We start from the raw sequence: 13,059 nt of genomic DNA on the forward strand, positions 1-13,059 counted from the left end.
ATGCTGGAAACAGTCGTAGTCGTTTTTCATCTGCTGGGTGCATTGGGCGTAGTAGCTCTGGTTTTGCTGCAGCAGGGTAAAGGTGCGGATGCTGGCGCGTCTTTCGGAGCAGGTGCTTCAAATACTGTGTTCGGAAGCCAAGGTTCCTCTACCTTTCTTAGTAAGTTTACTGCTATACTTGCCGCAGGTTTTTTCATAACCAGCTTGGGGTTAGGTTACTTTGCTAAAGAGAAGGCTCACCAGCTGACTCAAGTAGGTCTCCCAAATCCAGCGGTACTGGAAGTTCCAAAGCAACAACCGGCTTCTGATGATGTCCCGGTGCTTCAAGAGCAAAAGTCGGCTACCCCAGCGACTGACGTGCCTCCAGCTCAAGAGCAGAAGTAAGAAGGGTTCCAAACGTAGTATTGCCGAGGTGGTGGAATTGGTAGACACGCAACCTTGAGGTGGTTGTGCCCATAGGGTGTAGGGGTTCGAGTCCCCTTCTCGGTACCAATTAGTCAGGAGAGCCCGCTGTTGCGGGCTTTCTTGCAGGTGGAAGGTTACATTGACCCTGTAGGGGATCGGTCGTATACTTCCGCCCCAGCTTTGTCGCGGGGTGGAGCAGTCTGGTAGCTCGTCGGGCTCATAACCCGAAGGTCGTCGGTTCAAATCCGGCCCCCGCAACCAGTTTAAGGAGCCCCTTTTAAGGGGCTTTTTGTTAGCTGGACACTTTCAACGCCGCTGTTCGACGGCGTTTCAAGGATGGGCGTTTCGCCCATTTTTTTATTTTGCATAGCATGCACATACATGCACTAGGGGGTTCAGGTGTCGAGCAAGCTAGAAGAGTTGCAGGCCTTGCTGGCCCCGGTGGTCGTGGCCCTAGGCTATGAATGCTGGGGTATCGAGTTTTCGGCTCAGGGTCGTCACTCGATGTTGCGCGTTTATATCGATAAAGAAGGCGGCGTGCTGGTGGACGATTGCGCCATCGTCAGCCGTCAGATCAGCGGTGTGCTGGATGTTGAAGATCCAATTTCCGTTGAATACACCCTTGAAGTTTCCTCGCCTGGCATGGAACGCCCGCTGTTCACTCTTGAGCAGTTTGCAAAATTTGCCGGTGAACAAGTGAAGATCAAGCTGCGCTCGCCTTTTGAAGGACGACGCAACTTTCAGGGCCTTCTGCGCGGCGTAGAAGAGCAGGATGTCGTGGTGCAGGTAGAAGACCATGAGTTCCTGTTGCCGATCGATATGATCGACAAGGCCAACATTATTCCCAGTTTTGACTGAGGCGTGCCAGATACTGCGGATCCCGCGGATCCAATGGCTTGCGAAAGGCGAGGCGTACGATGAGCAAAGAAGTACTGCTGGTTGTTGAGTCGGTATCCAATGAAAAGGGCGTACCGGCAAACGTTATTTTTGAAGCGCTGGAGCTGGCTCTGGCCACTGCTACCAAAAAGCGTTTCGAAGACGAAGTTGATCTGCGTGTGGAAATCAATCGCCACACGGGTGCATACGAGACATTCCGTCGCTGGACGGTCGTCGAAGAAGCAGACCTGGACGATCCGGCCATCGAAACCTGGCCGAGCAAGGTTGCCGAAACGCATCCTGGCGCCAAGGTCGGTGATGTCGTAGAAGAGAAAATCGAATCCATCGAGTTCGGCCGCATTGCTGCACAAACTGCCAAGCAAGTCATTGTGCAGAAAGTTCGCGAAGCCGAGCGCGCTCAGGTGGTTGACGCTTACCGCGAGCGCCTGGGTGAAATCATCTCCGGCACCGTGAAAAAAGTCACCCGCGACAACGTGATCGTTGATCTGGGTAACAACGCTGAAGCGTTGCTGGCTCGTGAAGACATCATTTCTCGCGAAACTTTCCGGGTTGGCGTGCGTCTGCGTGCGCTGCTCAAGGAAATCCGCACCGAGAACCGCGGCCCGCAGTTGATCCTGTCGCGCACCGCGCCGGAAATGCTGATCGAGTTGTTCCGCATCGAAGTGCCGGAAATTGCCGAAGGCCTGATCGAAGTGATGGCTGCGTCCCGTGATCCGGGTTCGCGCGCCAAGATCGCCGTTCGCTCCAAGGACAAACGCATCGACCCGCAGGGCGCTTGCATCGGTATGCGCGGTTCGCGCGTCCAGGCAGTGTCGGGTGAGTTGGGCGGTGAGCGTGTTGACATCGTTCTGTGGGACGACAACCCGGCTCAGTTCGTGATCAACGCCATGTCCCCGGCCGAGGTTGCGGCAATTATCGTTGACGAAGATGCCCACGCAATGGACATCGCCGTTGGCGCAGACAATCTGGCTCAGGCCATCGGTCGCGGTGGTCAGAACGTGCGTCTGGCTAGCCAGTTGACTGGCTGGACCCTGAACGTGATGACCGAATCGGACATCCAGGCTAAACAGCAAGCAGAAACCGGCGACATCCTGCGCAACTTCATCGACGAGCTGGAAGTCGACGAAGATCTGGCGCAGGTGCTGGTGGACGAAGGCTTTACCAGCCTGGAAGAGATTGCCTACGTACCGTTGGAAGAAATGCTCAACATCGACGGCTTTGACGAAGACACCGTCAACGAGCTTCGCGCTCGGGCCAAGGATCGCTTGTTGACTAAAGCCATCGCTACTGAGGAAAAGCTGGCAGACGCCCATCCGGCCGAAGACCTGCTCTCGCTTGAGGGTATGGACAAGGATTTGGCGATGGAACTGGCGGTGCGCGGCGTAATTACCCGCGAAGACCTGGCCGAGCAGTCTATTGACGACCTGCTCGACATCGACGGCATTGACGATGATCGTGCCGGCAAGTTGATCATGGCCGCCCGAGCCCACTGGTTCGAGTAATTAGGCGCGGCCTGAGGAGAGAAGTGCATGACGCAAGTCACGGTGAAACAACTGGCCGATGAGGTCAAAACACCGGTAGAGCGCCTGTTGCAGCAGATGCGTGAGGCAGGTCTGCCGCACACCGCCGCCGAAGAACATGTGACTGACAGTGAGAAGCAATCGTTGCTGACTCACTTGAAAAGCAGCCACAAGGCGAAAGTGGAAGAACCACGCAAGATTACGCTGCAGCGTAAAACCACCAGCACCCTGCGTGTTGCTGGCAGCAAAAGCATCAGCGTTGAAGTACGCAAGAAGAAAGTCTTCGTACAGCGCAGCCCGGAAGAAATCGAAGCCGAGCGCAAGCGTGAACTGGATGAACGTCGCGCAGTAGAAAATGCTGCTCGTCAGAAGGCTGAAGAAGAAGCCAAGCGTCGCGCCGAAGAAGAAGCGCGTCGCCAGCCTGCTGCTGCGCCGACCGCTCAAGCCGTACCTGTTGCAGCGCCTGCTGTGGTGGCCGAGCCAGTTCGCGAAAGCGCACCGGTTGTGGCAGCCGCTCCAGCTCCTGCGGCCGATACCCGCAAGCGTGACGAACAGCGTCGTCCGGACAAGCCACGTGCCGACGACAACAGTCGTCGCGGTAGCGGCGATGGCGAGCGCAAAAACGCTCCGCATCGTGCTTCGGTCAAGGAAAAGGCGCCGGCTCCACGCGTCGCCCCACGTACTACCGACGAAGAAAGCGATGGCTTCCGTCGTGGTGGTCGTGGCAAGGCCAAGCTGAAGAAGCGCAACGCCCACGGTTTCCAGAGCCCGACCGGCCCTGTCGTGCGCGAAGTGAAGATCGGCGAGACCATCACTGTTGGCGATCTCGCCCAGCAGATGTCGGTGAAGGCTGCTGAAATCATCAAGTTCATGTTCAAACTGGGTACTCCAGCGACCATCAACCAGGTACTGGATCAGGAAACTGCTCAACTGGTTGCCGAAGAGCTGGGCCACAAAGTGACCCTGGTCAGCGACACCGCCCTGGAAGATTCCCTGGCCGAGTCCCTGAAGTTTGAAGGCGAGGCAGTTTCCCGTGCACCAGTCGTGACCGTAATGGGCCACGTTGACCACGGTAAGACTTCCCTGCTCGACTACATCCGTCGTGCCAAGGTAGCTGCTGGCGAAGCCGGCGGTATCACCCAGCACATCGGTGCGTACCACGTTGAAACCGACCGTGGCATGGTGACGTTCCTCGACACCCCTGGTCACGCCGCGTTTACCGCAATGCGTGCCCGTGGTGCCAAGGCGACCGACATCGTGATCCTGGTGGTGGCGGCGGACGACGGCGTGATGCCGCAGACCATCGAAGCTGTTCAGCATGCCAAGGCCGCGGGTGTTCCGCTGGTCGTCGCGGTGAACAAGATCGACAAGCCGGGCGCCGATCTCGATCGCATCCGTAGCGAATTGTCGGTTCACGGCGTGACGTCGGAAGAGTGGGGTGGTGACACGCCGTTCGTACCGGTCTCGGCGAAGATGGGTACTGGCGTCGACGAACTGCTCGAAGCTGTTCTGCTGCAAGCCGAAGTCCTGGAACTGACCGCAACTCCGTCGGCTCCTGGCCGTGGCGTCGTGGTTGAATCCCGTCTGGACAAGGGCCGTGGCCCGGTGGCTACCGTTCTGGTTCAAGACGGTACCCTGCGTCAGGGCGACATGGTCCTGGTCGGTTCGAACTATGGCCGCGTTCGCGCCATGCTCGACGAGAACGGCAAGCCAATCAAGGAAGCCGGTCCGGCCATCCCTGTCGAGATCCTCGGCCTGGACGGTACCCCGGATGCTGGCGACGAGATGAGCGTGGTTGCCGACGAGAAGAAAGCCCGTGAAGTGGCTCTGTTCCGTCAAGGCAAGTTCCGCGAAGTCAAACTGGCTCGCGCTCACGCCGGCAAGCTGGAAAACATCTTCGAAAACATGGGTCAGGAAGAGAAGAAGACGCTCAACATCGTCCTCAAATCCGACGTCCGTGGTTCGCTCGAAGCGTTGAACGGTGCCTTGAACGGCCTGGGTAACGACGAAGTGCAAGTGCGCGTGGTCGGTGGCGGCGTCGGTGGTATCACCGAATCCGATGCCAACCTGGCACTGGCCTCCAACGCTGTACTGTTCGGCTTCAACGTGCGTGCCGATGCCGGCGCGCGCAAGATCGTCGAGCAGGAAGGTCTGGACATGCGTTACTACAACGTGATCTACGACATCATCGAAGACGTCAAGAAAGCCCTGACCGGTATGCTCGGCAGCGATGTTCGCGAGAACATCCTGGGTATCGCCGAAGTGCGTGACGTGTTCCGTTCGCCGAAGTTTGGCGCGATCGCCGGTTGCATGGTTATCGAAGGTGTTGTGCACCGTAACCGTCCAATCCGTGTACTGCGTGAAGACATCGTTATCTTCGAAGGCGAGCTGGAATCCCTGCGCCGCTTCAAGGATGACGCTTCCGAAGTACGTGCCGGCATGGAATGCGGTATCGGCGTGAAGAGCTACAACGACGTTAAAGTCGGTGACAAGATCGAAGTCTTCGAGAAGGTGCAGGTTGCTCGCAGCCTCTAATTCGCGCACTTCAGGAGCCGTGACGGGTCGTCGCATGCAAATGCGCAGTTCGTCACCAGGACTCTAAACGCAACGCCCGGTCTGGCTTTTGTCAGGCCGGGCGTTTGCCGCTTTCAGACCTCACGGGTTTCACCGTGGGGCAGTAACAGGTAACAAGACATGGCAAAAGAATATAGCCGTACCCAACGCATCGGCGATCAGATGCAGCGTGAGCTGGCACAACTGATCCGTCGTGAAGTCAAAGACCCGCGCGTCGGCCTGGTCACCATTACCGCAGTGGAAGTCAGCCGTGACGTCGGTCACGCCAAGATCTTCATCACCGTGATGGGGCAGGACAGCGCCGAAGAAATCGCACAAAGCATCAAGGTGCTCAACTCCGCCGCCGGTTTCCTGCGCATGCAGCTGGCTCGCGAGATGAAGCTGCGCAGCGTTCCACAGCTGCACTTCCACTACGACGAAAGCGTCGTGCGTGGTGCGCATCTGTCGGCATTGATCGAGCGCGCAGTGGCTGAAGACAATCAGCATCCGGTTGCGGCAGAAGCCGAAGACACCAAGGAGTAATCGGTGGCTCAGGTCAAACGTATCCGTCGTAACGTCAGCGGCATTATCCTTCTCGACAAGCCGCTGGGGTTCACCTCCAACGCGGCCTTGCAGAAGGTTCGCTGGTTGCTGAACGCCGAAAAGGCCGGTCATACCGGCAGTCTCGATCCCTTGGCCACCGGCGTGTTGCCGCTGTGCTTCGGCGAAGCCACCAAGTTCTCGCAATACCTGCTCGACTCCGACAAGGGTTATGAAACCCTGGCGCAACTGGGCAAGACCACCACCACGGCGGATGCCGAAGGTGAAGTTTTGCAGGAGCGCCCGGTGACCGTTGGTCGCCCCGATGTCGAGGCGGTACTGCCGAAATTTCGTGGGCAAATCAGTCAGATACCGCCGATGTACTCGGCGCTCAAGCGTGATGGCCAGCCGCTGTACAAGCTGGCGCGTGCAGGCGAAGTAGTGGAGCGCGAACCGCGTTCTGTTACTATTACGCGCTTGGAATTGCTGGCCTTCGAAGGTGATACTGCGCGGCTGGCGGTGGATTGCACTAAAGGCACCTATATCCGCACCCTGGTGGAGGATATCGGTGAGCAACTCGGTTGTGGTGCTTACGTTGCAGAACTGCGACGTACCCAGGCCGGGCCATTCACCTTGGCGCAGACGGTTACCCTCGAAGAGCTGGAAGCGGTACATGCCGAAGGCGGCAACGAAGCGGTCGATCGCTTCCTGATGCCATCGGACAGCGGCCTGCTGGATTGGCCACTGTTGCAGTTCTCGGAAGCGAGTGCGTTCTACTGGCTCAACGGCCAGCCGGTACGTGCCCCGGATGCTCCGAAGTTCGGCATGGTGCGGGTACAGGATCACAATGGTCGCTTCATCGGTATCGGTGAAGTGAGCGAAGACGGGCGCATCGCGCCTCGTCGACTGATTCGGTCAGAATGACCGGAAACCAGCTTGTGACAAAGCAGGCTGGCGAGGGTGGCTGTCAACAGGCACGGTCACTACTCATTTTTAGATACAGGGATTTGTCCCTGGCCTGTTGAAACTGTTTTTCTGAAACAGTTTCCTGATAAAAGGATTGCCTCATGGCTCTCGACGTTCAAGAAAAAGCTCAAATCGTAACTGACTACCAGCAAGCTGTTGGTGACACCGGTTCGCCAGAAGTGCAAGTTGCACTGCTGACCGCCAACATCAACAAGCTGCAAGGTCACTTCAAGGCCAACGGTAAAGACCACCACTCCCGTCGTGGTCTGATCCGCATGGTTAACCAGCGTCGTAAGCTGCTGGACTACCTGAAAGGCAAGGATCTGGGTCGCTATCAGACTCTGATCGGTCGCCTGGGTCTGCGTCGCTAATAAGCGATTGCGCTAGAGGTTGGTTGTCTGTCGTGCACCAGTGGGTTTCCCGCCGGTGCATGGCAGGCTCCCAGCCTCAAGTTTTATCTGGATACCTGCTTTGCCTGAGTAACACCTGGACAAACCAGTCGGGCCGATTCCCGGCGTTGCCCAAGAATTTCGCAAGAAACCAGTTCCCCCAAGAGCCACAAAGAAGGTAGGACACCGTGAACCCGGTAATCAAAAAATTCCAGTTCGGTCAGTCGACCGTTACCCTCGAGACTGGCCGTATCGCCCGTCAGGCCTCCGGCGCAGTATTGGTCACCGTTGACGACGACGTCAGCGTATTGGTGACCGTAGTCGGTGCAAAACAAGCCGATCCAGGCAAGGGCTTCTTCCCTCTGTCTGTTCACTACCAGGAAAAGACTTACGCTGCCGGTAAGATCCCTGGCGGTTTCTTCAAGCGCGAAGGCCGTCCTTCCGAGAAAGAAACCCTGACTTCCCGACTGATCGACCGTCCGATCCGTCCGCTGTTCCCGGAAGGCTTCATGAACGAAGTGCAGGTTGTCTGCACCGTCGTTTCCACCAGCAAGAAGACCGATCCGGACATCGCTGCGATGATCGGTACCTCGGCTGCCCTGGCGATCTCCGGCATTCCTTTCGATGGCCCGATCGGCGCTGCCCGCGTTGCGTTCCACGAAAGCACCGGCTACCTGCTGAACCCGACTTACGAGCAACAGGCTGCTTCGAGCCTGGACATGGTCGTTGCCGGTACTTCGGACGCTGTGCTGATGGTTGAATCGGAAGCCAAAGAGCTGACCGAAGACCAGATGCTGGGCGCGGTACTGTTTGCTCACGACGAGTTCCAGGTTGTGATCAACGCTGTTAAAGAACTGGCTGCCGAAGCTGCCAAGCCAACCTGGACCTGGGCTCCTGCGCCAGAAGCCACCGAACTGCTGGGCGCTATTCGTGCCGAGTTCGGCGAAGCGATCTCCCAGGCCTACACCATCACCGTCAAGGCCGACCGTTACGCTCGCCTGGGCGAGTTGAAGGACCAGGTCGTTGCCAAGCTGTCCGGTGAAGACGGCCAGCCTTCTTCCAGCGAAGTCAAAGCCGCTTTCGGCGAAATCGAATACCGCACCGTTCGCGAAAACATCGTTAACGGCAAGCCACGTATCGACGGGCGCGACACCAAGACTGTACGTCCGCTGAACATCGAAGTCGGTGTTCTGCCGAAGACTCACGGTTCGGCCCTGTTCACCCGTGGTGAAACCCAGGCCCTGGTAGTCGCGACTCTGGGCACCGCCCGTGACGCACAGCTGCTGGACACCCTGGAAGGCGAGAAAAAAGACCCGTTCATGCTGCACTACAACTTCCCTCCGTTCTCGGTGGGCGAGTGTGGTCGCATGGGTGGCGCTGGTCGTCGTGAAATCGGTCACGGCCGTCTGGCCCGTCGTTCGGTTTCGGCCATGCTGCCTGCCGCTGACGTGTTCCCGTACACCATCCGCGTGGTTTCGGAAATCACCGAATCCAACGGTTCGAGCTCGATGGCTTCCGTTTGCGGCGCTTCCCTGGCCCTGATGGACGCTGGTGTGCCGATGAAGGCGCCGGTTGCCGGTATCGCCATGGGTCTGGTTAAAGAAGGCGAGAAATTCGCCGTCCTGACCGACATCCTGGGTGACGAAGACCACCTGGGCGACATGGACTTCAAGGTAGCCGGTACCGCCAAAGGCGTCACCGCGCTGCAGATGGACATCAAGATCAAGGGCATCACCGAAGAAATCATGGAGATCGCTCTGGGCCAAGCCCTGGAAGCGCGCCTGAACATCCTCGGCCAGATGAACCAGATCATTGGCCAGTCGCGTACCGAACTGTCGGCCAACGCTCCGACCATGATCGCGATGAAGATCGATACCGACAAGATCCGTGACGTTATCGGTAAAGGCGGCGCGACCATTCGTGCGATCTGCGAAGAGACCAAGGCTTCGATCGACATCGAAGACGACGGCTCGATCAAGATCTTCGGCGAAACCAAGGAAGCGGCAGAAGCTGCTCGTCAGCGCGTTCTGGGCATCACCGCTGAAGCCGAAATCGGCAAGATCTACGTGGGCAAGGTTGAACGCATCGTCGACTTCGGCGCATTCGTCAACATCCTGCCAGGCAAGGACGGTCTGGTTCACATCTCCATGCTGAGCGACGCTCGCGTCGAGAAAGTGACCGACATCCTGAAAGAAGGCCAGGAAGTGGAAGTGCTGGTACTGGACGTGGACAACCGCGGCCGTATCAAGCTGTCCATCAAAGACGTGGCAGCAGCCAAGGCTTCGGGCGTTTAATCGCGCCTCACGCCTGACCGCTTCAACGTTGTAAAAAATGCCCCGCCGTGAAAACGAAGGGGCATTTTTTTGTCTGTAGGAAATTGAGACGTTCCAGAAGTTGCCTGCCCCTGAAGTCAGTGCTAGGTTTAGCCCACCGCCCGTGTAGCTCAGCCGGTAGAGCAGCGCACTCGTAACGCGAAGGTCGCAGGTTCGATTCCTGTCTCGGGCACCAGCAAGACTTGTTTTCAGATGATCCCGAATGGTTCTGAAGGCCAGACAAACCGCGCTTCATACGGTTTTTTTGCGTCAGAGAGATCCTTGATGATCCATATCCATCTTCCATTCCCCAGATCAACGAGAACGTCATGACAATAAAAGAATTGACCCAAGAAGCCAGACACGAAGAAGCACTGAAAAAGTACGTGCTGGATGTGCCGGATCTGATGGAAGAGATCAAGGACCTGAGTGCCGATGATCAGAAGGACCAGATTCAGTGGGCGTTTGAGGATGAAGCCGAAGCCCAGGGCTTGCAGCCGTGGGAGTTGAGCCTCAAATACACCTCGACACCAGAAGAGTACGAGACAGAACGCCTGAAGCTGCATAAAGAAGCGGCCGAGGTGCTAGGTGTCGAGTGGGAAGAGTACTGCGAGATGAACAATCTGGTGGTTTGAACAAAAACGCCAGCCTCAATGGGGCTGGCGTTTTTCATTGCACAAGAGCGATCAGATGCTCAGGCGCATCGAAAGGTCTACAGCCTTCACATCCTTGGTCATCGCGCCAATCGAAATGTAATCCACCCCGGTCCGGGCAATCGGTAGCAACGTACTTTCGTTGATCCCGCCGCTGGCCTCCAGTTTGGCCTTGCCGGCATTCAGGCGCACGGCTTCGCGCATATCGTCCAGGCTCAGTTCGTCGAGCATGATGATGTCGGCACCGGCCGTCAGCGCTTCTTTCAGTTCATCCAGGCTTTCCACTTCAATCTCGACCGGTTTTCCCGGGGCAATCTTGTGCGCGGCGGCGATGGCCTGGGCGATGCCGCCGCTGGCGGCGATGTGGTTTTCCTTGATCAGGAAGGCGTCATACAGGCCGATGCGGTGGTTATGGCAACCGCCGCAGGTCACGGCGTACTTTTGCGCCAGGCGCAGCCCCGGTAGCGTTTTACGAGTGTCGAGCAGTTTGACCTGAGTCTCGGCCACGAAGTCCGCCAGGTATTGCGCGCGGGTCGCCACGCCGGAGAGCAATTGCAGGAAGTTCAGGGCGCTGCGTTCGCCAGTCAGCAGTGAGCGTGCAGGGCCTTCGAGGTGGAACAGCACCTGGTTGGGCGTCACCCGTTCACCGTCGGCAACCTGCCAGTGCACCGCCACCCGTGGATCCAGTTGCCGAAACACGGCATCTACCCAGGCGGTGCCGCTGATGACGGCCGCGTCGCGGGTAATGATGGTGGCTTTGGCCAGGCGTTCAGCCGGGATCAACTGCGCGGTGATGTCGCCGCTGCCGATGTCTTCGCGCAGCGCACGGCGCACGTTGGCTTCGATTTCGGCGGTCAGATCGGCGAGACGTAGATTCGGCATAACGGACTCCACAAACAAAGTGGCTCGATTATAGGGCCATGGCAGCGACCAACCCAAGGCATCAGCGCGTTACATTGGTGCTGGCGCCTGCATTTGGTCGAATCCCTGTCGTTGTCGGCGTAGGCCGTCGATTCCGAACAAACGCCAGTTTGAGATCGGCAACCTCCAGCGCCTCAATCGCGGCAAGTGATCGCGCCCCGGGGGATTATCACGGCATACTGTGTCAACTCAGTCGATGTCGAAGGAATATGTATGCAGTTGGACCCCGCGAGCGGTTGGATTCAGGGTGTGCATGTCTGCCCCTCACCCAACTTCAATGCGCGCCCCACAGGCGAAATTTCCCTGCTGGTGATCCACAACATCAGCCTGCCACCGGCGCAGTTCGCCACCGGTAAGGTGCAGGAGTTTTTCCAGAATCGTCTGGATGTCACCGAACATCCCTATTTTGAAGGGATCGCGGATTTGCGGGTGTCCGCGCACTTTCTGATTGAGCGTGACGGTACCGTCACCCAGTTCGTTTCATGCCTTGAGCGTGCTTGGCATGCGGGTGTTTCGAGCTTCGAGGGACGGGAAACCTGTAACGATTTTTCCGTGGGCATCGAACTGGAAGGCACGGATGATCAGCCGTTCGCCGACGCGCAATACAGCGCGTTGACAGCCCTGACCCGCCAGTTGCAGCAGGCGTTCACGGCAATCACCACAGAGCGCATCTGCGGGCACAGCGACATTGCACCGGGGCGCAAAACCGATCCAGGGCCGGCGTTCGACTGGGCACGCTATCGTGCCGCCCTGGCACAAGAGGAAGGACGATGAGTTTTCTGGTGTTGCTGTTGGCGGTGTGGATCGAGAAGTTCTCGGCCTTGCGTCATCGGGTTCAGCGTGACAGTGGCTGGACACAGGAGCTGAACAAGCTTGAGGCCAGCCCGCGACTTTCGGGCCGGCCCTGGCTGGTGTTGTCGGTACTGGTCTTGTTGCCGGTGGCGTTGCTGGGTTTGCTGCTGGTCATCATCGAGCCGGTGGCCTACGGGTTGCTGGCGTTGCCGATTCATTTGCTGGTGGTGATTTACAGCCTGGGGCGCGGTGATCTGCTGGGCGATCTCGGGCCGTTCCGCGATGCCTGGCGTCGGGAGGACCTGCAAGCAGCAGCCCATGTCGCCAAGCGCGATCTGGACATTTGCGCCGACAGTGGCGAGCAACTGCTGGAACAGGTCGAAGGGCATTTGCTGTGGGAGGCCTACCATAGTTTTTTTGCGGTGATTTTCTGGTACTTCCTGTTGGGTCCGGTCGCCGCGCTGAGCTATCGGTTGCTGGCGCTGGCCGAAGAACACGGAAAAAACCCGGCGGTGGTCGAACGCGCCGGGCAACTGCGTCACGCCTTCGACTGGGGGCCGGTGCGTCTGCTGGCGGCGAGCCTGGCATTGGTCGGCAATTTTGTCGCGGTCAGCCGGGTCATGCTGCATGAGCTGCTGAACTGGAACATCAGCGCCGCGCAATTGATCGTGAAAGTCGGGCTGGTGGCCGGTGAAATTCCGGCGCCGGTGGCTGGCGCAGAAGGTATCAACAACCTGGACCGCATCTGGGAACTGCTGCTGCGTGCCGCAGTGCTCTGGTATGCCGGGTTTGCGCTGTGGACGGTCCTGCCTTAGCGCTGTAGTCAGAAATCAGAGCAAGCTCCCTCGCCACAGGGCGATCACTTGTCCGAAGTGCTTCGCCCTGTCGTTAACCTTAAGTTACAAAACCCCCTGCCGATTTAAGTTATACAGAGATAGCGCTGAATAGTGGCTATCTGCCGCCCGTCTGCGCCTGCCAATAAAAAAAATAAGAAATCGAAGGGAGACATCCAGTGAAGAGCTTGCTCTATCCCGCTGTCGCACTGATGAACCGCCTGAGCTTCGGCATGAAGTTCAGCCTGATCAGCGTACTGTTCCTGGTGCCGATGCTG

General features: G+C 58.0%; 12 protein-coding genes and 3 tRNA genes. 14 read left to right on the forward strand and 1 reads right to left on the reverse strand.

What is annotated here, in order from left to right:
* The 12 genes from secG to AC1D19_RS10815 all read left to right on the forward strand — a co-directional run bounded on the left by secG (window position 1) and on the right by AC1D19_RS10815 (window position 10,217).
* Window positions 1–384 (forward strand): preprotein translocase subunit SecG, encoded by a 384-nt coding sequence (gene secG / locus AC1D19_RS10760; protein WP_017336473.1) that lies wholly within the window; start codon window positions 1–3, stop codon window positions 382–384.
* Between the two features lie 22 nt (window positions 385–406).
* A tRNA-Leu gene (locus AC1D19_RS10765) sits at window positions 407–492 on the forward strand.
* A 97-nt stretch (window positions 493–589) separates the two neighbouring features.
* Window positions 590–666 (forward strand) — tRNA-Met (locus AC1D19_RS10770).
* A 138-nt stretch (window positions 667–804) separates the two neighbouring features.
* The gene (gene rimP / locus AC1D19_RS10775; protein WP_007973115.1) at window positions 805–1,263 is read left to right on the forward strand and encodes a ribosome maturation factor RimP; all 459 of its coding nucleotides are present in this window, start codon (window positions 805–807) and stop codon (window positions 1,261–1,263) included.
* A gap of 59 nt (window positions 1,264–1,322) precedes the next feature.
* The gene (gene nusA, locus AC1D19_RS10780; RefSeq protein WP_008057419.1) at window positions 1,323–2,804 is read left to right on the forward strand and encodes a transcription termination factor NusA; all 1,482 of its coding nucleotides are present in this window, start codon (window positions 1,323–1,325) and stop codon (window positions 2,802–2,804) included.
* Window positions 2,805–2,831: 27 nt separating this feature from the next.
* Window positions 2,832–5,357, forward strand: coding sequence for a translation initiation factor IF-2 (infB, locus tag AC1D19_RS10785; protein WP_477763183.1), 2,526 nt, complete (start codon window positions 2,832–2,834; stop codon window positions 5,355–5,357).
* Between the two features lie 159 nt (window positions 5,358–5,516).
* Window positions 5,517–5,918, forward strand: a complete 402-nt coding sequence (rbfA, locus tag AC1D19_RS10790) for a 30S ribosome-binding factor RbfA (RefSeq protein ID WP_007973108.1) — start codon at window positions 5,517–5,519, stop codon at window positions 5,916–5,918.
* A gap of 3 nt (window positions 5,919–5,921) precedes the next feature.
* Complete coding sequence (gene truB / locus AC1D19_RS10795; protein ID WP_046038714.1) at window positions 5,922–6,839, forward strand: tRNA pseudouridine(55) synthase TruB; 918 nt, start codon at window positions 5,922–5,924, stop codon at window positions 6,837–6,839.
* Between the two features lie 143 nt (window positions 6,840–6,982).
* Window positions 6,983–7,252, forward strand: coding sequence for a 30S ribosomal protein S15 (gene rpsO / locus AC1D19_RS10800; RefSeq protein WP_347910535.1), 270 nt, complete (start codon window positions 6,983–6,985; stop codon window positions 7,250–7,252).
* 206 nt (window positions 7,253–7,458) lie between these two features.
* A complete protein-coding gene (gene pnp / locus AC1D19_RS10805; RefSeq protein WP_477763184.1) occupies window positions 7,459–9,564 on the forward strand; it encodes a polyribonucleotide nucleotidyltransferase in 2,106 nt (701 codons plus the stop codon).
* 138 nt (window positions 9,565–9,702) lie between these two features.
* Window positions 9,703–9,778 (forward strand) — tRNA-Thr (locus AC1D19_RS10810).
* A 133-nt stretch (window positions 9,779–9,911) separates the two neighbouring features.
* Entirely contained in the window at window positions 9,912–10,217 is a 306-nt protein-coding gene (locus AC1D19_RS10815; RefSeq protein WP_223448135.1) for a DUF6388 family protein, read from the forward strand.
* Window positions 10,218–10,268: 51 nt separating this feature from the next.
* On the opposite strand, the gene nadC is transcribed toward AC1D19_RS10815, so the two are convergent.
* Complete coding sequence (gene nadC / locus AC1D19_RS10820; protein ID WP_477763185.1) at window positions 10,269–11,117, reverse strand: carboxylating nicotinate-nucleotide diphosphorylase; 849 nt, start codon at window positions 11,115–11,117, stop codon at window positions 10,269–10,271.
* A 252-nt stretch (window positions 11,118–11,369) separates the two neighbouring features.
* On the opposite strand from nadC, the gene ampD reads away from it, so the two are divergent.
* Window positions 11,370–11,930 (forward strand): 1,6-anhydro-N-acetylmuramyl-L-alanine amidase AmpD, encoded by a 561-nt coding sequence (gene ampD, locus AC1D19_RS10825; protein ID WP_477763186.1) that lies wholly within the window; start codon window positions 11,370–11,372, stop codon window positions 11,928–11,930.
* Window positions 11,927–12,763, forward strand: coding sequence for a regulatory signaling modulator protein AmpE (ampE, locus tag AC1D19_RS10830; protein WP_477763187.1), 837 nt, complete (start codon window positions 11,927–11,929; stop codon window positions 12,761–12,763). Before ampD ends, ampE begins: the two co-directional genes overlap by 4 nt.
* The last annotated feature ends 296 nt before the right edge of the window (window positions 12,764–13,059 follow it).

This window comes from Pseudomonas sp. P1_C12 (assembly GCF_056406435.1).

Excerpts from the sequence above, each read along its gene's own strand:
- rpsO (WP_347910535.1), top strand. The coding sequence starts at position 6,983 with ATGGCTCTCGACGTTCAAGAAAAAGCTCAAATCGTAACTGACTACCAG.
- nusA (WP_008057419.1), top strand. The coding sequence starts at position 1,323 with ATGAGCAAAGAAGTACTGCTGGTTGTTGAGTCGGTATCCAATGAAAAG.
- rbfA (WP_007973108.1), top strand. The coding sequence starts at position 5,517 with ATGGCAAAAGAATATAGCCGTACCCAACGCATCGGCGATCAGATGCAG.
- nadC (WP_477763185.1), bottom strand. The coding sequence starts at position 11,117 with ATGCCGAATCTACGTCTCGCCGATCTGACCGCCGAAATCGAAGCCAAC.
- ampE (WP_477763187.1), top strand. The coding sequence starts at position 11,927 with ATGAGTTTTCTGGTGTTGCTGTTGGCGGTGTGGATCGAGAAGTTCTCG.
- ampD (WP_477763186.1), top strand. The coding sequence starts at position 11,370 with ATGCAGTTGGACCCCGCGAGCGGTTGGATTCAGGGTGTGCATGTCTGC.
- secG (WP_017336473.1), top strand. The coding sequence starts at position 1 with ATGCTGGAAACAGTCGTAGTCGTTTTTCATCTGCTGGGTGCATTGGGC.
- AC1D19_RS10815 (WP_223448135.1), top strand. The coding sequence starts at position 9,912 with ATGACAATAAAAGAATTGACCCAAGAAGCCAGACACGAAGAAGCACTG.
- infB (WP_477763183.1), top strand. The coding sequence starts at position 2,832 with ATGACGCAAGTCACGGTGAAACAACTGGCCGATGAGGTCAAAACACCG.